Origin of the sequence: Oryzomicrobium sp. (assembly GCF_021287045.1) — a bacterium.
Taxonomy (GTDB): Bacteria; Pseudomonadota; Gammaproteobacteria; order Burkholderiales; family Rhodocyclaceae; genus Oryzomicrobium.
In genome coordinates this window covers 39340-58426 of record NZ_JAJTBG010000017.1, presented here as the reverse complement: position 1 = coordinate 58426, position 19087 = coordinate 39340, and the positions used below count along the sequence as shown (strand labels likewise).

At 66.1% G+C, this 19087-nt stretch carries 21 protein-coding genes; 20 read left to right on the top strand and 1 reads right to left on the bottom strand.

Annotation, left to right across the window (positions count from 1 at the left end; all coding sequences use genetic code 11):
• The first annotated feature begins 157 nt into the window (after window positions 1–157).
• The 6 genes from LWW89_RS15955 to LWW89_RS15930 all read left to right on the top strand — a co-directional run bounded on the left by LWW89_RS15955 (window position 158) and on the right by LWW89_RS15930 (window position 3435).
• Window positions 158–505 carry a metalloregulator ArsR/SmtB family transcription factor gene (locus tag LWW89_RS15955; RefSeq protein WP_293265937.1) on the top strand — a complete coding sequence of 116 codons (348 nt, stop codon included), beginning with the start codon at window positions 158–160 and terminating at the stop codon, window positions 503–505.
• 71 nt (window positions 506–576) lie between these two features.
• Entirely contained in the window at window positions 577–993 is a 417-nt protein-coding gene (locus LWW89_RS15950) for a rhodanese-like domain-containing protein (protein ID WP_293265935.1), read from the top strand.
• An 84-nt stretch (window positions 994–1077) separates the two neighbouring features.
• Window positions 1078–1323 (top strand): glutaredoxin 3, encoded by a 246-nt coding sequence (gene grxC, locus LWW89_RS15945; protein ID WP_293265967.1) that lies wholly within the window; start codon window positions 1078–1080, stop codon window positions 1321–1323.
• Window positions 1324–1369: 46 nt separating this feature from the next.
• Complete coding sequence (secB, locus tag LWW89_RS15940) at window positions 1370–1825, top strand: protein-export chaperone SecB (protein ID WP_293265933.1); 456 nt, start codon at window positions 1370–1372, stop codon at window positions 1823–1825.
• A 22-nt stretch (window positions 1826–1847) separates the two neighbouring features.
• Window positions 1848–2360 (top strand): SH3 domain-containing protein, encoded by a 513-nt coding sequence (locus LWW89_RS15935; protein ID WP_293265931.1) that lies wholly within the window; start codon window positions 1848–1850, stop codon window positions 2358–2360.
• A gap of 64 nt (window positions 2361–2424) precedes the next feature.
• The gene (locus tag LWW89_RS15930; protein ID WP_293265929.1) at window positions 2425–3435 is read left to right on the top strand and encodes an NAD(P)H-dependent glycerol-3-phosphate dehydrogenase; all 1011 of its coding nucleotides are present in this window, start codon (window positions 2425–2427) and stop codon (window positions 3433–3435) included.
• Between the two features lie 431 nt (window positions 3436–3866).
• Here the strand turns inward: LWW89_RS15930 and LWW89_RS15925 are convergent, their stop codons facing one another.
• The gene (locus LWW89_RS15925; protein ID WP_293265927.1) at window positions 3867–4376 is read right to left on the bottom strand and encodes a tRNA (cytidine(34)-2'-O)-methyltransferase; all 510 of its coding nucleotides are present in this window, start codon (window positions 4374–4376) and stop codon (window positions 3867–3869) included.
• A gap of 78 nt (window positions 4377–4454) precedes the next feature.
• On the opposite strand from LWW89_RS15925, the gene LWW89_RS15920 reads away from it, so the two are divergent.
• The 14 genes from LWW89_RS15920 to LWW89_RS15855 all read left to right on the top strand — a co-directional run bounded on the left by LWW89_RS15920 (window position 4455) and on the right by LWW89_RS15855 (window position 19085).
• Window positions 4455–6182, top strand: a complete 1728-nt coding sequence (locus tag LWW89_RS15920; protein WP_293265925.1) for a GspE/PulE family protein — start codon at window positions 4455–4457, stop codon at window positions 6180–6182.
• A 14-nt stretch (window positions 6183–6196) separates the two neighbouring features.
• Window positions 6197–7420 (top strand): type II secretion system F family protein, encoded by a 1224-nt coding sequence (locus tag LWW89_RS15915; RefSeq protein WP_293265923.1) that lies wholly within the window; start codon window positions 6197–6199, stop codon window positions 7418–7420.
• Window positions 7417–7929, top strand: a complete 513-nt coding sequence (locus LWW89_RS15910; protein WP_293265921.1) for a prepilin-type N-terminal cleavage/methylation domain-containing protein — start codon at window positions 7417–7419, stop codon at window positions 7927–7929. The genes LWW89_RS15915 and LWW89_RS15910 overlap by 4 nt, the downstream gene beginning before the upstream one ends.
• 151 nt (window positions 7930–8080) lie before the next feature.
• Window positions 8081–8638, top strand: coding sequence for a prepilin-type N-terminal cleavage/methylation domain-containing protein (locus tag LWW89_RS15905; RefSeq protein WP_293265919.1), 558 nt, complete (start codon window positions 8081–8083; stop codon window positions 8636–8638).
• Between the two features lie 35 nt (window positions 8639–8673).
• Entirely contained in the window at window positions 8674–9150 is a 477-nt protein-coding gene (locus tag LWW89_RS15900) for a prepilin-type N-terminal cleavage/methylation domain-containing protein (RefSeq protein ID WP_293265917.1), read from the top strand.
• Between the two features lie 42 nt (window positions 9151–9192).
• Complete coding sequence (locus LWW89_RS15895) at window positions 9193–9705, top strand: prepilin-type N-terminal cleavage/methylation domain-containing protein (protein ID WP_293265916.1); 513 nt, start codon at window positions 9193–9195, stop codon at window positions 9703–9705.
• Window positions 9695–10324 (top strand): prepilin-type N-terminal cleavage/methylation domain-containing protein, encoded by a 630-nt coding sequence (locus LWW89_RS15890; protein ID WP_293265914.1) that lies wholly within the window; start codon window positions 9695–9697, stop codon window positions 10322–10324. Before LWW89_RS15895 ends, LWW89_RS15890 begins: the two co-directional genes overlap by 11 nt.
• 10 nt (window positions 10325–10334) lie before the next feature.
• Window positions 10335–11252, top strand: coding sequence for a prepilin-type N-terminal cleavage/methylation domain-containing protein (locus LWW89_RS15885; protein ID WP_293265912.1), 918 nt, complete (start codon window positions 10335–10337; stop codon window positions 11250–11252).
• Complete coding sequence (locus LWW89_RS15880) at window positions 11224–11700, top strand: pilus assembly PilX N-terminal domain-containing protein (protein WP_365782070.1); 477 nt, start codon at window positions 11224–11226, stop codon at window positions 11698–11700. The genes LWW89_RS15885 and LWW89_RS15880 overlap by 29 nt, the downstream gene beginning before the upstream one ends.
• A complete protein-coding gene (locus LWW89_RS15875; protein WP_293265908.1) occupies window positions 11693–16138 on the top strand; it encodes a DUF6701 domain-containing protein in 4446 nt (1481 codons plus the stop codon). The genes LWW89_RS15880 and LWW89_RS15875 overlap by 8 nt, the downstream gene beginning before the upstream one ends.
• 48 nt (window positions 16139–16186) lie before the next feature.
• Entirely contained in the window at window positions 16187–17143 is a 957-nt protein-coding gene (locus tag LWW89_RS15870; protein ID WP_293265906.1) for a hypothetical protein, read from the top strand.
• 39 nt (window positions 17144–17182) lie between these two features.
• Window positions 17183–17941 (top strand): hypothetical protein, encoded by a 759-nt coding sequence (locus tag LWW89_RS15865; protein ID WP_293265904.1) that lies wholly within the window; start codon window positions 17183–17185, stop codon window positions 17939–17941.
• Window positions 17938–18648, top strand: a complete 711-nt coding sequence (locus LWW89_RS15860) for a hypothetical protein (RefSeq protein WP_293265902.1) — start codon at window positions 17938–17940, stop codon at window positions 18646–18648. The genes LWW89_RS15865 and LWW89_RS15860 overlap by 4 nt, the downstream gene beginning before the upstream one ends.
• Window positions 18633–19085 carry a hypothetical protein gene (locus LWW89_RS15855; RefSeq protein WP_293265900.1) on the top strand — a complete coding sequence of 151 codons (453 nt, stop codon included), beginning with the start codon at window positions 18633–18635 and terminating at the stop codon, window positions 19083–19085. The genes LWW89_RS15860 and LWW89_RS15855 overlap by 16 nt, the downstream gene beginning before the upstream one ends.
• Window positions 19086–19087: the final 2 nt, after the last annotated feature.

Below are 19087 nucleotides of genomic sequence, written 5' to 3'. Positions count from 1 at the left end.
GGAAAACGGCGTGGGGAACCGGCGGTCCAGCGGTTTTGCAGCAAAAGACCGGGGGCGCAAATGGGGGTCACCAAATACGGAACGCCGCGAAAACGGTTATTTTATAATGCAACCCTAGTCCGCCGCATCCCGCGGCGATCTGGCAACTTTCCGGAGAGTGTCGCGAGTGGCCCCCGTGTTGAGCGTGATCGACAAGGAAGAGCATATCCAGCAGGCCGCCCGCGCCCTGAAGGCCATGTCCCACCCGCTGCGCCTGAAGATTCTGTGCGTGGTCGGCGACGGCGAGGTGTGCGTCCAGGATATCGTCGAGGCGGTGGGCACCTCCCAGAGCAACATCTCACAGCACCTGGCGATCCTGCGCGAGAAGGCGGTGCTGCTGACCCGCAAGGACGCCAATCGGGTGTATTACCGCATCGGCGACGCCCGCACCCTGCAACTCATCGATATGATGCGCGAGGTGTTCTGCGGCGAGCCGCCGGCCAAGGGCCGCGGCCGCGCCGCGTGACCGGGCCGGTTCGCCCGGTTTTGCCCCCCCCTGTTTTCTTTCCCCATCCCCCTGATTTTTCGGGAGCATTCGTGGATCCGTTCTTCAAAGACCCCTTCAATCTGGCCCTGATGGCCACCTCGGCGGTGGCCGGCGGCATGCTGCTGGCGAGCTTCGTGCGCAAGGGCGGTGCCGAGGTGTCGGCCACCGACGCCACCCTGCTGATCAACCGGGAAGACGCCATCGTGCTCGACGTGCGCGATCCGGCCGAATTCGCCCAGGGGCACATCCCCAACGCCCGCAACATCCCGGTGGCCAAGCTGGGCGAGCGCCTGGCCGAGCTGGACAAGTTCAAGGACCGTACCGTGGTGGCGGTGTGCGCCTCCGGCGTGCGTTCCGCCAAGGCCTGTGGCGAGCTGAAGAAGGCCGGCTTCGCCAAGGTGGTGAACCTGGCCGGCGGTATCGGCGCCTGGACCCAGGCTGGCCTGCCGGTAGCCCGCAAGAAATAACGACCGACCGCCGCGGGCACCTGCACCGCGGCGGCATCCCCGACCGAGAAAGGATTTGCCGTCATGGCTCAACCCCGCGTGCTGATGTATTCCACCGCCGTCTGCCCCTACTGCGTGCGCGCCGAGCAATTGCTCGCCCACAAGGGCGTGACCGAGATCGATAAGGTGCGGGTCGACCTGGACCCGGCGCGCCGCGAGGAAATGATGCAGCGCACCGGCCGTCGCACCGTGCCCCAGATTTACATCGGCGACTACCACGTGGGCGGCTGCGACGACCTCTACGCCCTCGACCGGGAAGGCCGCCTGGACCCGCTGCTGGCCGGGAACTGACGTCCGCATCCCCTCATCCCTCATTCTTCCCGTTTCAGGAAAAATCATGTCCGAACAAGCGCAAGCGGCTTTCACCATCGAAAAGATTTACGTCAAGGACCTCTCCGTCGAAGTCCCGGGCGCCCCCGAAGTGTTCCTCGAAGAAGAGGCCCCCCAGGTCGAGATCCAGCTCCAGTCCGAAGGCCGGGGCCTGGGTAACAGCTTCTACGACGTGACCCTCACCGTCACCGTCACCGCCAAGCGCGGCGACAAGGGTGCCTTCCTGGTCGAAGTGGCCCAGGCCGGTATCTTCCGCATCGAAGGCGTGCCCGAAGAGCAGGTCGAGCCCCTCCTGGCCGTGGCCTGCCCGAACATCCTCTTCCCCTACGCCCGGGAAGTGATGTCCGACGCCACCACCCGCGCCGGCTTCGCCCCGGTGATCCTGGCCCCGGTCAACTTCGAGGCCCTCTACATGTCCCGCCTCCAGGAACAGGCCGAGCAGGCCGAAGGTTCCCTGCAATAACCCCCGCCGCGGAGTCCGCCCCATGACCGTACCGACCTCCTTCCGCTTCCCGGCGTCCGCCCGAGGGCGGCGCCTGCTCGTGACCGGTGCCGCCCTCGGGCTGGCGCTGGTCGCCGAACTCGGGTTCGGGGTCCCGGTCGTGCCGGCGGCCTCCGCCGCCGAATTCCGCTCGGTGAACGAAGCTGCGGTCCTCTACGACGCCCCGTCCACCAAGGGCAAGCGCCTGTTCGTCATCCGCCGCTATACCCCGGTGGAACCCGTGGTCAACCTCGAAGGCTGGTCCAAGGTACGGGACGCCGACGGTGGTCTGGCCTGGATCGAGCGCCGTGTCCTGAGCGACACCCGCACCGTGCAGGTCACCGCCGACCGCGCCGAGGTGCGCGCCGAGGCCGATGCCTCCGCCAGCGTGGTGTTCACCGCCGAAAAGAAGGTGGCCCTGGAGCTGATTTCGGTCGGCCCCGCCGGCTGGGCCAAGGTGCGCCACCGAGACGGGCAGGAAGGCTTCATCCGCGCCAACCAGGTGTGGGGCCTGTAACGGCCGCCGTGCTGCCGGGCCAGGATTGCACTGCCTGGCCCGCCCCGCCGCCTACACGACAGAAATGACCGAACCGACCAAGATTGCCGTGCTCGGCGCCGGCGCCTGGGGCACCGCCCTGGCCGTCTCCTTCGCCGAGCGCCACCCGGTCGCCCTGTGGGGCCGGGAAACCGACCTGCTGGGCGAAATGGCCCAGTCCCGCGAGAACGCCCGCTTCCTGCCCGGGGTGACCCTGCCCGCGGGCGTCACCCCCCATGTCGCGCTGGAGGCCGCCCTGGCCGGCGCCGACATCGTGGTGGTGGCCACCCCGGTGGCCGGGCTGCGCCCCACCACCGCCCGGCTCGGCGAATATTTCGCCGCCCATGGGGCCCGCCCGGTGGTCTGGGTGTGCAAGGGCTTCGAGGCCGGCACCGGCCTGCTACCCCACCAGGTGGTGGGCGAAACCCTGGGGGCGAACGCCCCCTGTGCCGTGCTCTCCGGCCCCTCCTTCGCCGACGAGGTGGGCCGTGGCCTGCCCACGGCGGTGGCCCTGGCCAGCGCCGACGACGCCCTGTCGGCGCGGCTGGCCCGGGAACTGCACGGTTCCCGCTTCCGCATCTACGCCAACGGCGACATGGTGGGGGTGGAAGTGGGGGGCGCGGTGAAGAACGTGCTGGCCATCGCCACCGGCATCAGCGACGGTCTGCGCCTCGGGCACAACGCCCGGGCTGCCCTGGTCACCCGCGGGCTGGCCGAGATCACCCGCCTGGGGCAGGCCCTGGGCGCCCAGCGCGACACTTTCATGGGCCTGGCCGGCATGGGCGACGTGCTGCTCACCTGCACCGGCGACCTGTCGCGCAACCGCCGGGTCGGCCTGGCCCTGGGGGCGGGCAAGTCCCTGGAGGCGATCCTGGCCGAACTGGGCCACGTGGCAGAAGGGGTGCTCACCGCCGCCGAGGTGGCGCGCACCGCCCGCCGCCTGGGCGTGGACATGCCGATCACCTTCGCCGTGGACGCGGTGTTGCGCGGCGAACTCTCGCCGGCTGCCGCCGCCGAGACTCTGCTGGCCCGGGACCCCAAACCCGAAACCCTCTGAGAGGTTCATCCTCGACCGCCCAGGGCCGCGCCACGCATTCCTGATGCGGCGGCGCCGAGGCAAGGCGCGCGGGGATTCCACGGTGCGCCGAGCGAGCCGGCCCTGCGCCGGTTGCGCCTTCGTCCCGGGCATGGCCTTCCTGCCTGGGCGGCGCGGGCCGAGTTGGTCGGATGATGTATTAATAAAATTAATATGTCCGGCCGGTGAGAAACCGAAGGTCCGGGCCAGTATTAGAGTTTGGCGCGTCGCCTTTAGGGAAGTATTAAAAAAATTAAAGTGTCGGGCTTTGGGGCTTGGGGCCTTGAAGCCTTTCTACGCGCGCCCTTTCTACGTACTCTTTTCCCTGCGCCCCCGGCCTCGCCGCGGCGAGGCCGGCGCGGTGTTGTACGGCTGGCAGCGGCGACGCGCTGTGTTGACGCGGCGCCCCCGGCTCAGACCCCGGCGGGAAAGCCGATCTGCCGCCAGGCCTCGAACAGCATCACCGCGGCGGTGTTGGCCAGGTTCATGCTGCGGCTGTCGGCGCACATCGGCAGGCGCAGCCGGGCGTCCGGGGCGAACTCGGCGAGGATGTCGGCGGGCAGCCCCGCCGATTCCCGGCCGAACACGAAGGCGTCCCCCGGGGCGAAGTCCGGCGCGTCGTAGCGGCGGCTGCCCTTGGTGGTGAGGGCGAACAGGCGCCGCCCGGCCAGGGCCGCCTTGCAGGCCGCCCAGTCGGCGTGGCGCTGCACCCGGGCGTGTTCGTGGTAGTCGAGGCCGGCCCGTTGCAGGTCCTTGTCGGCCCAGCGGAAACCCAGGGGTTCCACCAGGTGTAGTTCGGCGCCGGTGTTGGCGCACAGGCGGATGATGTTGCCCGTGTTGGGCGGGATTTCCGGATGCACCAGCACCAGCGCCAGGGGGGCGGTGGGGCAGGGTGGTTCCGGCGGGTCGGTTAAATTTTTCATAGGGGCAGGCGGGTTCATCGGCAATAATGGCCGCTTAGGCGGCCGTCATGGTGCCGTCACGACCGGGAAAACGTACGCATGGTGGAAATCGCCGCAAGGCCCATGGCCCGGCCGGAAAAGGTCCGGCTCGGGGAACTGCTGGTGAGCCAGGGGCTCCTCACCGAAGAACAACTCAAGCTCGCCCTCGAAGAGCAGAAACGCACCGGCCGCCAGCTCGGGCGGGTGGTGGTGGAAGCCGCCTACGTCACCGAAGAAGGCATTTCCCAGGCCCTGGCCAAGCAGCTGCGGGCCATTTACGTCGATCTCAAGCAGTTCAGCCCGGACCCGGCGCTGGTGCGCCTGCTGCCCGAGGCCCAGGCGCGCCGCTACCGGGCCATCGTCCTGGCGGACCTGGGCGACCGGGTGCGGGTTGGTTTCGTCAATCCCACCGACCTGCAAGCCTACGACGAGCTGACCCGTATCCTCAAGCGCGACGTGGAACTGGCGGTGGTCACCGAGGGCGGCTTCCTCGCCGCCATCGACCGGCTCTACCGCCGCACCGAGGAAATCTCCGGCCTGGCCAAGGAGTTGCAGGCCGAGCTGTCCGATGGCCCCTCCGACTTCTCCGACCTGATCGGTGCCGGCACCGGTGCCGAGGATGCGCCGGTGGTCAAGCTGCTCAACACGGTGTTCGAAGAGGCCCTGCGTACCCGGGCCTCCGACATCCACATCGAGCCCCAGGCCGACAAGCTGCGCATCCGCTTCCGTATCGACGGCGTGCTGCACATCCAGACCGAGGCCGACCCCAAGATCGCCACTGCCGTGGCCCTGCGCCTCAAGCTCACCTCGGGCCTGGACATCTCGGAAAAGCGCCTGCCCCAGGACGGCCGCTTCGCCATCAAGGTACGCAACACCCAGGTGGACGTGCGTATCTCCACCATGCCGACCCAGTACGGCGAATCGGTGGTGATGCGTCTGCTCAACCAAAACACCGGCCTGCTCGGCCTGGACAACCTGGGCATGCCTCCGGGCGTGCTGCACAAGCTGCGCCGGGCCATCTCGCGCCCCTCCGGCATGATCCTGGTGACCGGCCCCACCGGCTCGGGTAAGACCACCACCCTGTACGCGGCGCTCAACGAGCTGAACACCTCGGACCGCAAGATCATCACCGTCGAGGACCCGGTGGAATACCGGCTCCCCGGCATCAACCAGGTGCAGGTGCACGACAAGATCGACCTGACCTTCGAGCGGGTGCTGCGCTCCGCCCTGCGCCAGGACCCGGACGTGGTGCTGGTGGGCGAAATGCGCGACCAGAACACCGCAGAGATCGGCATGCGCGCCGCCATGACCGGCCACCTGGTGCTCTCCACCCTGCACACCAACGACGCCATCTCCACCCCGGTGCGCCTGATGGACATGGGGGTGCCGCGTTACATGGTGGCCATGTCCCTTAACTTGGTGCTGGCCCAGCGGCTGGTGCGGGTAGTGTGCGAATCCTGCGCCACCCCCCACGACCCCACCCCGGGCGAGCGGGAATGGCTGCGCCTCGAAGAGGGGCGCGATTCCCACAACGGCTACATGAAGGGGCGCGGTTGTCCCCACTGCAACGGCACCGGCTATCAGGGGCGTACCGGCGTCTACGAGGTGCTGGAGATCACCCAGGAGCTGGTGGATGCCGCCAACTCCGACGATCCGGGCGCCTTCGTCCTGGCCGCGCGGCGGCAACTGGCCGGCGAGACCCTGCGCCACGATGCGCTGCGCATGGTCCACGCTGGCAAGACCACGCTGGAAGAGGCGATGCGCGTTTCCAACCAGTTCGAAGACTGAGCTAGGGCGACGTCATGGCCAAGTTTTCCTACAAGGCCCGCGCGCCGGGCGGCGAGTTGACCCAAGGGGTGCTGGAGGCGGCCAGTGCCGCCGCCGCTGCCGAGTCCATCGTCGCCAGCGGGCGGATTCCCCTCGACATCCGCGAAGCCGCGGGGAGCGGGGGCGGCGGGCTGACGCTGCCCCGCCTGTCCTTCGGGCCCAAGGTGCGCACGGTGGATTTGCTGCTGTTCTCGCGCCAGATGAACGCCCTGATGAAGGCCGGGGTGCCCATCATGCGCGCCCTGGCCGGTTTGCAGGAGTCCTCCACCAACCCGGCGATGAAGCAGGTGCTTCAGGAAGTGCGCGAAAGCCTCGATTCCGGCCGCGAGCTGTCGGTGTCCCTGGCTCGCCACCCCAAGGCCTTCTCGCCCTTCTACCTGTCCATGATCCGGGTCGGCGAACTGACCGGCCTGCTCGAAGAAATCTTCCAGCGCCTCTACCACCACCTGGACTTCGAGCAGTTCATGCGCCAGCAGGTGAAGTCGGCCCTGCGCTACCCGATCTTCGTGGTCAGCGCCATGGCCGTGGCCATCGTCGTCATCAACCTGTTCGTCATCCCCGCCTTCGCCAAGGTGTTCAAGGGCTTCGGCGCCGAACTGCCGCTGATGACCCGGATCCTGATCGGCTTTTCCGATTTCATGGTGAACTGGTGGTGGTTGCTCGCCGCCGGTGCCGTCGGCGCCGCCTTCGCCTTCCGTAGCTGGGTCGGCACTGAGGCCGGGGGCTTCAAGTGGGACACCTGGAAGCTGCGCATTCCGATTGCCGGCAAGATCATCCTCAAGGCCACCCTGGCCCGCTTCGCCCGCAGCCTGGCCCTGGCCCTGCGCAGCGGTGTGCCGGTGGTCCAGGCCCTGGGCGTGACCGCCCAGACCGTGGAAAACCGCTTCGTCGCCCACTGCGCCGAGCGCATGCGCGAAGGGGTCGAGCGGGGCGAAAGCCTGTTGCGCACCGCTTCTGGCACCGGCGTGTTCACCCCGGTGGTGTTGCAGATGGTCGCCGTGGGCGAAGAGTCCGGCGCCCTGGACGACATGCTCCAGGACGTGGCCGAGATGTACCAGAAAGAGGTCGAGTACGAGCTCAAGACCCTTTCCCAGCAGATCGAGCCGATCCTCATCGTCTTCCTCGGCGTGCTGGTGCTCATCCTCGCCCTGGGCGTCTTCCTGCCCATGTGGGACCTGGGCAAGGTGGCGATCAAATGACGCGGCCGCTCCGCCGCCCGGCCCCGGGCTTCACCCTGTTCGAACTGCTGGTGGTGGTGGCCATCGTCGCCGTGCTTGGCACCTTCGGCCTGGACCGCTTCTGGCGGCTTCAGGAACAGGCCGAGCGGGCGGCCATGGAGCAGAGCCTGCTCGGCCTCAAGTTCGCCGTGCGCATCCAGGTGGCCGCCGCCACCGCCGCCCAGGACCCGGCCCGGCTGCGCCGGCTGGCGGACGGCAACCCCTTCGACTGGCTGGAGGAGCGCCCCGTCAACTATGCCGGCGAAACCGCCGCGCCGCCCCCGGCCAGTTGGGCCTTCGACCGGGAGCGTCGCCAGGTGCTTTATCGCGCCCGTCACCAGGACAGCCTGGAAGGTGCCCCTGACGGCCTGCTCGCCTTCAACCTGCAGCCCAAGGACAGCGACGGCCGCCCCGTGGCCGCGGGCCAGCCCTTCGCCAGCCTGGTACTGGCGCCCCAGGCGGATTACCGCTGGTTCGCGCGCGGACTTTGACGCTGGCTTCTGACTTGGATCAGTGAAATCCGTTTGGGCGGCATTCGGTCACAGTTTCCACCGTCATCTTGGGTCATAATCGAACCAAGTCTTACTTAAACTGTCGTCCGCTGCCCAACATGAAGCGGATGCGCTTCAACCGGAGATATCCATGACAACCATGTCCACTCCCCGACGCTCGCAACAGACCGGTTTCACCCTGATCGAACTGATCGTGGTGATCATCATCCTCGGCATCCTGGCCGCCGTGGCGCTGCCCCGCTTCATCGACCTCCAGGTCCAGGCCCGCCAGGCCAAGCTCAATGCGGCCATCGGCGCGGTACGCGCCGGGTCTGCGCTGTTCCATGCCCAGTGCCTTGCCCAGGCGGCCGGCAATCCGCCGGTACCCTGTCCAGCAACCACTGCTGCGGCAACGGTGGTCATGGAAGGATTGAACGTCACCGGCGTTGCACAGTATCCGACGGCCGATTTGGCGGGCATCGGTGCCGCCGCCGGGCTGCGTGCCGGTATCCAGGCTGATTACACTGCTGCGCCGGGCAACTTCGACTACATCATCGCCGGTGGCGGCGCGAATCCGAATGATGTGCTGACCGTTTCGGTGCCTTCCCCGACTGCGGGAAGCTGCGCCTTCACTTATACGGCGGGTACGGCTGCCAATAACGTCGTCACGGCGCCGGTGGTGACCACTACCGCTACGGCTTGTAACTGATTCAATTCTTTATCTTAGGTAGGAGACTGCTTCCCATGAAACGCATGCAATCCGGCTTCACCCTGGTCGAGCTGATCGTCGTCATCGTTATTCTTGGCATCCTGGCGGCGACGGCACTGCCGCGATTTATTAACGTCACCAATGAAGCCCGTGCAGCATCAGTTAATGGCCTTGCCGGCGGTTTGCGCTCTGGAGTGGCTATGGCGCAGGCACGGTACTTTGCCACTGGAACTAATACTTCGCCGGTAGCGATGGCAGACGGCAGCCAGGTTGCGGTGGGGACCGCTGCGAGTGCAACGACTGCGCCTGGGGTGCCTTTGGCAAGTCGCGCTGGAATCGGTACAGCGGTGGTTATTGATGGCTATAACATCAATTCCAATTCTGATACTAACTGGCCGACTGGAAATGCGACTACGGTGGTGTTCCAGCCTATTAGCGGGGGTGGGGCTAATTGCCAAGTCACCTATAACCAGGCAGATGGGTCCGTCACGGCGGTGACTACTGGCTGTTAACTGCAATTTTGGGTGACAGTTGTTTTTCTCTGCTCCCGTAATATGAAAGCCGCCCCGGTGGTTCGCCCCGCGGGCGGCTTTACGCTTGTGGAATTGGTGGTCACCCTGGTGCTGGTGGGCATTTTGGCCGCCGTTGCGATTCCGCGCTTTGTCGGTACCGGGGCATTCGAGTCCCGCAGCGTGTTCGAGCAGACCCGCATGGCCTTGAAGATGGCGCAGAAGCTGGCGATAGCGCGGCGGGCCATGGCGCCGAGTTTTGTTTTCGTCTGCCTGTCCGGCCCGGGGGCGGTGTATTCCCTGACCGTGGCCAGCGATGCGGCCTGCGCAGCACCATTGGCCGATCCCGTCACCGGGCAGCCAATGGTCTTTGCCGGCCAGGCGGGACGAAGCATCGTGACCTACCAGACGGCGCCCCAGGTCAATGGCTTCGCTTTCAATGCCCTGGGGCAACCGGTGGGCTTGGCCGCACCCGTGACCATCACGGTGAGCGGCGGCGAAGCCGGGGATGTGGCGCGGACCATCACGGTGGTCAATGAGACCGGGTATGTGTTCTGACCGCCACTCCAGGCTCCAGACGGCCAATGTCGCTATCGGGCGGCGTCAGCAAGGGCTGACCCTGATCGAACTGATCGTCGCTATGGTCATCATCGCCGTGGCGGTGGCCGGGGTGTTGCTGGCGATCAACCAGTCCAGCGTGGCTAGTACCGACCCCTTGATCCGCAAGCAGGCGGTGGCGATCGCCGAGTCCCTGCTCGAAGAGATCGAGCTGATGCCCTACACCTTCTGCGATCCCACCGACCCGGATGCCGCCACGGCAACGGGGGCGTTCATCGGCGCCAATGGCTGCGCCAATCTGGTGGAGGCCATCGGGCCGGAGCCGGGTGAGTCACGGGGCGGGGTAATCCCGGGAACCCGGCCGTTCAACAATGTGAACGACTACAACAACTATGCAATGGGACCGGGCTTTGCCATCGGGCAGGTCGTCGATATTGCTGGGGTTCCCATTCCCGGTCTCGGGGCATACACCGCGCAGGTGGCAATCGGGCAAGATCCCCTGCTCGGGGCTGGCGTTCCAGCTGGTGATTCCCTGCTGATCACCGTCACGGTGACCGGCCCTGCCAATACCACTGTGGCGCTTTCCGGCATTCGGACACGCTATGCGCCCAATCCGTAATCCCCTTCTCATGATCCAGCCTGGAACCACGCTTGGCGGGCGGGCCTGCGGCCATTGGCGCAGTGCTGGCTTCACGCTGGTTGAAATGGTGGTGGTGATCGCCATCGCCGGGATCGTGGCCGCCGCAGTGGCCCTGTTCATCCGCGTGCCGGTCCAGAATGCCCTGGAGTCCATGCAGCGCGCCGAGTTCAGCGATACCGCCGACGGGGCCTTGCGCCGCGTGGCTCGGGACATCCGCCGGGCGGTGCCCAACAGCGTGCGGGTGACGGCCAACGGCGCAACGATCTTTCTCGAACTCCTCAATGCCCGCAGCGGCGGGCGCTATCGCCGGGCGCCAGACCCTAATGTGGCTTGTGGCGGAGCCTGGGCGCTCGGCTGCGATTTCCTCGATTTCTCCGCCAACGACACCAGTTTCGAGGTGCTTGGGCCTGCGGTGGAAGTCGCGGCAGGGGACCAGGTAGTGATCTACAGCCTGGGCATTCCCGGGGCCGATCCCTATGCCAATGCTGCCAACATCAGTCGCGGGGTCAATTGTGGTGCTACGACTGGCTGTCCCGGCGCGGTGAGTCGTATCTCTATTACCTCGGCCAACCCCTTTGCCCTGGATGCGCCGGATGCCCGCTTTTTCGTGACGGATACGCCGGTGACTTACATTTGCGCCCCGAATCCGGCGGGCGGCGGCACCTTGACCCGGGTGTGGGGGTATGCGGCCACAGCCGCCCAACCTGTGGCCGTTCCGGCCGGGGCGCAAACGGCTTTTCTCGCCACCAACGTGCTGGCCTGCAACTTTACCTATGCACCCAACGCCGTGGCCCAGCGCAACGCGCTGGTAACCATGTCCCTGACTCTCGGAACGCCGGGCAATGCCGCCCAGGGGCCGGTAACGGTCAGTCTTTACCATGCGATCCACATCAGCAATGTGCCCTGACCGCGCTTCCCATGCCGCCCCGGCATCGAGCCCCGGCAGCTACCGGGGTTTCGCCTTGCCGTCGGCCATTTTCCTTATGGTGGTGCTGGCACTGCTGGGCACGTTTGCGGTGCGCACAATCACCATGCAGCAGCGCGCCTCCCTGCTCGACGTTCAGGGTACCCAGGCCTACCAGGCCGCCCGGGCCGGGGTGGAGTGGGGGCTGGTCACGGTGCTGCGCCCTGCTGCGGGGCCATGTTTCGCGCCCCAGCCTCTGGCGGTGAACGGCTACACCGTGACCGTGACGTGCGTCCGCCTAATCTATACGGAAGGCGCCAGCCCAGTGAATACCTACCAAGTGGTGGCCACGGCTTGCAATGAACCGGCAAACGGTGTCTGCCCGAACCCGGCGCCGGCCGGGGCCAACTATGTGGAGCGGCAGATCGACGTGAGGGCTGAACATGGCTGACTTGGGGAAATCGCGCCGATGGATGGGGCTCTGGCTGCTGCTGTGCCTGATGTTTACGGCGGGCCAGGCTGGCGCAGCGACATGTACATCGAAGGCGACGGGTAACTGGACCGCCAGCAGCACCTGGACATGCAATCCATCGACCACCACCGTTCCTGGAGCCGGGGATGCCGTGGTTGTGAACAGCGGCAATACCGTTACGCTGAGTTCGGGCACCAGCCCTTCCCTGAGCAGCCTAACGGTCAATGGGACGCTGAACAGCAGCGGTAGCGGGGGAAATACCCTCGTGCTCAGCGGCAACCTGGTCAACAACGGCACCATCACGTTGGCCAATACGACTATCCAGCTTGGCAGCGATTCGGTCTGGTCCGGTTCGGCTACCAATACACTTTCCCTGTCCACCCTCAACGTGAACTGGAAAAATCTGACGTTTTCCTCCGGGGCGGCCTATACCTTGCAGTTGTCTGGCAATACCCCGCTGCCCTACGTCGGCTCGTTCAACAACGACGGTGCCAACTCGACCCTGACCCTGTACATCAACGGTTCCGGCGGCCAGTCGTTCACGACCAACACTAATGCCAAATACCCCAATCTGCGTCTGGGCGGGGGGGGTACCAAGACCTTCAGCGGTTCATCCATCGCCATACTTGGCAGCTTGACCATCGATTCCGGCACTACCTTCGATGTTTCCGCAGTGACCGGCGGCGGCAGCCTGGCGGGTAACCTGACCATCAATGGTACCGTTTCTGGGCTGGCTACCGGGGGGGCGGGCTGGACCCTGAATGGAACCGCCACCCAGACCATTACCGGGGCGGTGGGGTTCTACAACCTGACCGTGAACAACCCGCAGGGTATCGTGCTGGCTGGCGGCAACCTGACGGTGGGCAACGGCAGTTCGGGCACCCTGGCGTTCGTTGCCGGGATCATCACCACCGGGAGCAATTTCGTCATCCTGCCGACCAAATGCGACCAGTCGGGGACGCTGACCGGCGGCGGTACCGGCTGGGTCAACGGCAATCTGCGCATGTTGTTCCCTAACTATGGGACCACCTGCACCTACCCCGTGGGCAGTGCCACGGTCTATGCGCCGATCACCGTCACCTTCCCTTGGTACAACGGCATCACCGGCGGCACCCTGACCGGCAGCACCACCACCGGCCAGCACCCCCAGATCGGTACCTCGGGCATCGACTACACCCAGGACGTGAACCGCTACTGGACCCTGGGGGCCAGCGGCGACACCTTGACGTCGGTAGGCAGTGGTGGCAGCTATACGGCCCAGTTCAATTTCGCCGCGAGCGACGTGCTCGGCAGCGGCAACGTCTCGACCTTCCAGGTCGGGCGCTATTCGAGCGGCTGGGCCAACCTGGCCGGTTCGGCCAGTGGCACCCAGGCGACCCTGCCTGGCCAGACCGGCTTCGGCAGCTTTGCCGTGGGGCCGTCGGGCAGTTGTTTGCCTCCACTGGGCAGCCCTTCGGGCATGACCTGCTTTTGCGACAGCTTCGACCGTAGCACCGGCCTGGGCACCGACTGGACCAGCTACTGCGTCAATGGCTGCTCGTCCACCACCTTCCCGGGGCCGTCGATCGTCAGCAACCGGCTGCGTCTGACCGACCACCTGAACAACCTTTCGACCGCCGTCACCCTGCAACGTTACTTTCCGGCGGCGGGTAACTACATCTCCCTGGAGTTCAATTACTTCGCCTGGGATACGTCGAGCGGCCAGGGGGCGGACGGCATCGCCTTCATCCTGTCCGATTCCAGCATCACACCCCAGCCCGGCGCCTTCGGCGGCTCCCTGGGTTATGCGCAAAAGACCGGTATATCCGGCTTTGCCGGCGGCTGGCTGGGGGTGGGGCTGGACGAGTACGGCAACTACGCCAACAACAGCGAAGGGCGGGTCGGCTACCAGAGCGGTTGCTCGGGCAGTACTTTGTGCTCCAACCGGATATCCCTGCGCGGTTCCGGCTCCGGTTCCGGCACGGCCAGCAGCAACTATGCGTTCCTGCGCGGGTCGTCCACCCTCAGCCCGAACCTGGACACCCGGCCGACGACCACCGCGGGCCGAGGTTATCGTTACCAGGTGGTGGTCGACGCCCGGACCTCGGGCAAGGCCCTGGTCTCGGTCAACCAGGACACCACGGGTACCGGGGGTTCTTACAGCAGCGTGATTTCCAGCTTCGATGCCTTGTCCTCCTCGACCCAGGCGGCGCTACCCGCCAAGTGGCTGGTGTCGATGACCGGCTCCACCGGCGGTAGCGTGAACTACCACGAGGTGGACAACCTGAAGATCTGCGCCACCAACATGCAGAGCATCACCAGCCAGATCGACCATTTCGAGTTCATCTGGGACGGCAGCCAGTGTCCGCCCACCGGCAACATCCGGATCCGGGCCTGTCTCGATGCGGCTTGCTCCAGCACCTATACCGGCAGTTTGCCGGTGACTTTTTCCACCAGCGGTTGGGCGGGTGGGGCGACCCAGATCCTGGTCAGTGGCGATGTCTCCCTGGGTTACAACGGGGCTACGGGGGATACCTTTGGCGTCAACGCGTCAGATCCGCCGCTCAAGCCCTTTTCGAAGGCCATCTGCAAAACCTCCAGCGGCGCTACCCGCCCCTGCACCCTGTCCTGCTCGTCGCGCTTCAACGCTTGCCATAGCGATTCCACCTGCTCGGTCGAGTCAGGCCGCTTGTATACCCGCTTGGCCAAGCAACCATTTGCCATCAACATCTCGGCGCTGAAGAGTGACGGTAAAACGCTTGATGATGGCAATAACGACACTGTGTATGTGTCTTTGGTTGGAACCCTAAATGGTGGTGGCACCAACGATGCCAATAACTGCCCGTCCGGAACGGTGGATCTCAACCAGTCCATCGGTTCGGCCACCCTGTCGAAAGGCCAAGGCAGTATTCCTGCCAGCGGTTCTCCCACCATCGTTGTACCGAATGCCTACCGGGACGTGCGGGTCAAAATATGCAGCACTAGTAACTGCTCGGGCGGTGTCGTTTCGTGTAGCAGCGATGATTTTGCAATCCGCCCGGATAATTTTGACCTGACGGTATCTACTGGGAGCACCACCTTGGTGGCGGGGGACGCGTCGTCCAACGGCGCTTTCGCCATGACGGCCACGGCAACGGCGGCCACCGGCAGCGCCAAGGCCACCATGACCAACTACAACGGTACCCCGGCAATCGATCCGAGCAAGGTGGTGGCGAACCAATCCGGCCCCAACGTGGCTGGCGCTATCGGCGGGGCGTTCCCTGCGGCCACCAGCGGGGTTAGCCAGGGCGCCGCCTTCACCTATTCCGAGGCCGGGTATTTCTACCTCGATACCCAGGCCGTCTTCGACGGCAACTTTACCGCTGTGGATAGCGGGAACGGCGATTGCACCGCTGACTTCTCCAACACCTTGGTCAACACCAGCGACAAGGTCGGCTGCTATTTCGGTACCGGGGCGAAATCCAGCAATGTGGGGCGCTTCCGTCCGGCCCGCTTTCTGGTGGATAGCGATGGCTTGGCACCGGCCTGCGCCGCCGGGACCTTCACCTATATGGATCAGTCCTTCGCCACGCCTGCTGGCAACGCCCCTTTCTTCCGGCTGCGTGCCGTCAATGCGACGGGGGCCACGACCCAGAACTACGACAACAGCTATGCCAATGGGAGAGGTGTAGTGAACTACTTGGCCTGCAATACGGTGGGCGGGGTATGCGGGACCGACTTGGGAGCGCGCCTGGCCCCGGCGCCGGCGAGTGCTTGGGCCCTGGGGTCGTATACGGTCAACGCTGCGCCGACGTTCTCCAAGCTGGCGGTACCCGATGGCCCCTATGAGGCTCTGTCCCTGGGGGTGTGGGTCAACGATGGCGACGGAGTGCTCATCAGTGGTGCGCAGACCGTCACGACCAGTGGCGCTCCTGTCCGCACGGGTGCTGCCCTGGCGGGTGGCAATGCGCAGCGGGTGCGCTATGGCCGGCTCAAGTTCGCCAATGCCTATGGTTCCGAGCTGCTCCCCCTGCCGGTGGCGGCGACCACCGAATATTGGATCACCATTCCCGGGGGCGGTTATTGGCGTACCAACACAGACGATAGCTGCACCACCCTCACGGCATCAGCGATTCCCTTCTCCAATTTCACCGGCAACCTGAGTGCCTGCGAAACCACGACCTGCCTGCGCCCTGCGGGCCAGGCTGTATGTACTGCGCAGCAAACGGCAACGGGGGGGAGTTTTTCCCTGTCCCTTACCGCACCCGGCGCCGGCAATATCGGTACGGTGCTGTTGGGGTACAACACCGCCGCGGCTGGCGGCACCGCGTGTACGAATGCAGCGGGCGTGCCCGGCACCAACGGCAATCTTCCCTGGCTTGCTCCGGTGCAGTCCGGTCAGGCAGCGTTTGGCGCTTTCCGCCAGCGAGGGGTGATATACCAACGGGAAGTCTATTGATGACGTATTTCCTGGCCTTAACAGGCATCCCCCCCCTACAATCGCCCCATGGACATGACCCTGTTTAACCTGCGCAAGAAAAAGGAGGCCGGCTGGCTGGCCGTGGGGCTCCATTCCGGGCGGGTGGAGGCGGTGCGCATCGAGCGCGGCGCCGACCCGGACGAGCGCCACCGCGTGTTACGCCTGGATGTGGCGGATCTGCGCACCGGTGCCGGGCATGACGACGAATTTGGCCAGGTGGTCCGCCGTGAGGGCTGGGGGCGTTTTCGTTGCACCACGGTGCTCAACCCTGGCGAGTACCAATTGCTCCAGACGCCGGTGCCCGATGTGGCCGAGGCCGAGGTCAAGCAGGCGGTGCGCTGGCAGATGGGCGATGCCCTGGAGTTTCCGGCGGAGAGCGCCACCTTCGACGTACTGAATATTCCAGTACCCGGCAGTGGCGGCGCCCGGGGGCGCAGCCTGTGGGTGGCTGCGGCACCCAACGCTGCGGTGCAACGGGTCATGAACGCTTTCGATGCCGCTGGCCTTGACCTGCAGGCCATCGACCTGCCCGAGCTGGCGCACCGCAACCTGGCCCATCTGTTCGCCGAGCCTGGGCGTGGCGTGGCCATGCTGCACGTAGGCGAGGACGGTGCCTTACTGACCTTCACCTACGAGGGCGAGCTGTACGGGGCCCGCCGCATCGACGTCACCGAAACCCAGTTGCGGGATGCCGATGTGGAGCGGCGCGCCGCCCTGGTGGAGCGGATCGGGTTGGAACTGCAGCGTTCCCTGGACAACTTCGAGCGCCTCTACACCTTCGTCGGCATCACCCGCCTGTTGTTGGCGCCGTGCGCGCTGGCGGTGGAACTGGCGGACGAACTGCGCAGCTTTCTGTACATCCCCCTCGACCTGGCGGACCTGGCCCAGGTCCTGGACCTGTCGGCGGTACCGGCCCTCGCCGATCCGGCGCAGCAGGGGCGCTATTTCGTCACCCTCGGCGCGGCGCTGCGGACCGGCGCCTGATCTTCATCCCACATCGTCCGACGCGGAATCCGACCTTCGATGCAGCAGCTCAACCTACTCAACCCGGCACTACGCCCCGACAAGCACCGGCTCACCCTGAGCGTGCTGGCGGCAGTGCTGGCCGTGGCAGCCGTCGGCCTGGCCTTGTCGGCGACCCTGACCGTCCGCAAGGCGGAGCAGTTGCGCCAGCAGGTCCAGGATGCCGAAACCCTGCAGCGCACCTTGCAGGCGCGGGCCGACCAATTGACGGCCTTGGCGAAGCGGGGGCCGGATCAGGGGCTGATCGATGCCCTGAACCGCGTCCAGGGCCGCCTGGAGGCCACCCGGGAGGTGGTGCATGCCCTCGACGCCGGGGCCGCGGGTGAAAGCGAAGGTTTCTCCCGAGTCTTGTCCGGCCTTTCCCGCCAGACCATGCATGGCGTTTGGCTGACCGGCGTCAACGCTGCCGGCGCTTCCCTGGATATCAAGGGCCGCCTGCTCGATGCCAAGTTGCTGCCGGACTATCTGGGCCGGCTCAAGGGCGACGGCGCCTTCCTTGGCCGCCGCTTCGGCGACTTTGTGCTGAATGATCACCCGGAACCGCCCAAGGGCGCCAAGGGAGGACAGGGCGGGGCGGCGGCGGATGCTGCTTCCGGTGATGCGGAACCGGGTCCCGCGCGCTATGTGGAATTTGAATTGAAAGCCTATGCCGAGCCGGCCAAGGCCGGGCAGCCCCAGCCATCCGTTCAGCCGCTGCCCGCAGCGTCCGTACCGGCCAGCGCGCCGATTGAGGCCCAAGCCGAGGGAGGTCGCTCATGAACCTCCATGCCTTGATTCCATCGGTGGTTCGCAATCACTGGTCGGCCTTGTCCGAGCGTTTCGCGGCCTTCTCCCGCCGGGAGCGGGTGCTGATGGCTCTGGCGGTGCTGGCCGTGTTCGTGCTGGTGGGGGATTCCCTGTTCCTGTCGGCGGCCCGGCAGCGGGCTGCCAACCAGACGGCCCGGCTGGCCGAGCACGGCACCGCCCTGGGCCGCTTGCAGGAACAGATCGCCCAGTTGCAGACGCAGAAATTAGACCCGGATGCGGCCAACCGGGAGGCGCTGGCGGCAGGGCAGCGCGAGCTGGCCGAACTGCAGGCCCGCTTGCGCGACCTGGACGGCAGCCTGGTGCCGCCGAACCGGGCGGCAGCCCTGCTGGAAAATCTGGTGCGGACCCAGCGCGGGGTGACCCTGGTCAGCCTTAAGACCCTGGTACCCACGCCGCTGGTCGAGCGCCCGGCGGCAAAGGGCGGCGCGGACAAGCCGGCCCCCATCGTGGATGGAGTGCCGGGTATTTACCGCCACGGCCTGGAAATCAAGATCGCCGGTTCCTACGCCGACCTGCAGGGCTATCTGGCCAGTCTTGAAGCCGCACCCCAGAAATTGCTGTGGGGCCGGCTCGACCTGAAAGTCGAACGTTACCCGCGCAGCATCATGACCCTGACCGTCTACACCCTAAGCCTGGACCCCGCATGGCTCGCCTTCTGACCCGCCCGCTGCCTCCCTCAGCCATGGCCGCTGCATTCGCGTTGATTGCAGCGTTTGCGGGGATGCCTGCCCGGGCCGACGATCCGACCCGGCCTCCTAGCGTCGACCTGGCGGGCGATGCCGCTCCCGTCGAGACGGGGCCGCAACTGCAATCGGTATTTCTGCCGGCCCCTGGCAGTGCCAAGACCCGAGCCGCGGCGTTGATCAACGGCCAGCGGTTCGAGGTCGGCCAGCACGTGGGCAATGCCCGGCTGGTGGCCGTGAATGAGTCCAGCGTTACTCTGGCCGGTCCGGAAGGCCGCCAGACCCTCTACCTGACCCCTGGGGTGGCCAAGACCCGTGCCGCCCCCGTTTCCGAACGACGTTCCGCCAGCCAGGCTGGTCACGCCAGCCGCCATAAACCGGCACCCGCCCTTCCTTCGACCGGGAACCGATAACG

What these genes read in the sequence shown, in the direction of transcription:
- grxC (WP_293265967.1), top strand. Translation starts at nt 1,078, where the DNA reads ATGTATTCCACCGCCGTCTGCCCCTACTGCGTGCGCGCCGAGCAATTG.
- secB (WP_293265933.1), top strand. Translation starts at nt 1,370, where the DNA reads ATGTCCGAACAAGCGCAAGCGGCTTTCACCATCGAAAAGATTTACGTC.
- LWW89_RS15935 (WP_293265931.1), top strand. Translation starts at nt 1,848, where the DNA reads ATGACCGTACCGACCTCCTTCCGCTTCCCGGCGTCCGCCCGAGGGCGG.
- LWW89_RS15930 (WP_293265929.1), top strand. Translation starts at nt 2,425, where the DNA reads ATGACCGAACCGACCAAGATTGCCGTGCTCGGCGCCGGCGCCTGGGGC.
- LWW89_RS15925 (WP_293265927.1), bottom strand. Translation starts at nt 4,376, where the DNA reads ATGAAAAATTTAACCGACCCGCCGGAACCACCCTGCCCCACCGCCCCC.
- LWW89_RS15920 (WP_293265925.1), top strand. Translation starts at nt 4,455, where the DNA reads ATGGTGGAAATCGCCGCAAGGCCCATGGCCCGGCCGGAAAAGGTCCGG.
- LWW89_RS15915 (WP_293265923.1), top strand. Translation starts at nt 6,197, where the DNA reads ATGGCCAAGTTTTCCTACAAGGCCCGCGCGCCGGGCGGCGAGTTGACC.
- LWW89_RS15910 (WP_293265921.1), top strand. Translation starts at nt 7,417, where the DNA reads ATGACGCGGCCGCTCCGCCGCCCGGCCCCGGGCTTCACCCTGTTCGAA.
- LWW89_RS15905 (WP_293265919.1), top strand. Translation starts at nt 8,081, where the DNA reads ATGACAACCATGTCCACTCCCCGACGCTCGCAACAGACCGGTTTCACC.
- LWW89_RS15900 (WP_293265917.1), top strand. Translation starts at nt 8,674, where the DNA reads ATGAAACGCATGCAATCCGGCTTCACCCTGGTCGAGCTGATCGTCGTC.
- LWW89_RS15895 (WP_293265916.1), top strand. Translation starts at nt 9,193, where the DNA reads ATGAAAGCCGCCCCGGTGGTTCGCCCCGCGGGCGGCTTTACGCTTGTG.
- LWW89_RS15890 (WP_293265914.1), top strand. Translation starts at nt 9,695, where the DNA reads ATGTGTTCTGACCGCCACTCCAGGCTCCAGACGGCCAATGTCGCTATC.
- LWW89_RS15885 (WP_293265912.1), top strand. Translation starts at nt 10,335, where the DNA reads ATGATCCAGCCTGGAACCACGCTTGGCGGGCGGGCCTGCGGCCATTGG.
- LWW89_RS15880 (WP_365782070.1), top strand. Translation starts at nt 11,224, where the DNA reads ATGCGATCCACATCAGCAATGTGCCCTGACCGCGCTTCCCATGCCGCC.
- LWW89_RS15875 (WP_293265908.1), top strand. Translation starts at nt 11,693, where the DNA reads ATGGCTGACTTGGGGAAATCGCGCCGATGGATGGGGCTCTGGCTGCTG.
- LWW89_RS15870 (WP_293265906.1), top strand. Translation starts at nt 16,187, where the DNA reads ATGGACATGACCCTGTTTAACCTGCGCAAGAAAAAGGAGGCCGGCTGG.
- LWW89_RS15865 (WP_293265904.1), top strand. Translation starts at nt 17,183, where the DNA reads ATGCAGCAGCTCAACCTACTCAACCCGGCACTACGCCCCGACAAGCAC.
- LWW89_RS15860 (WP_293265902.1), top strand. Translation starts at nt 17,938, where the DNA reads ATGAACCTCCATGCCTTGATTCCATCGGTGGTTCGCAATCACTGGTCG.
- LWW89_RS15855 (WP_293265900.1), top strand. Translation starts at nt 18,633, where the DNA reads ATGGCTCGCCTTCTGACCCGCCCGCTGCCTCCCTCAGCCATGGCCGCT.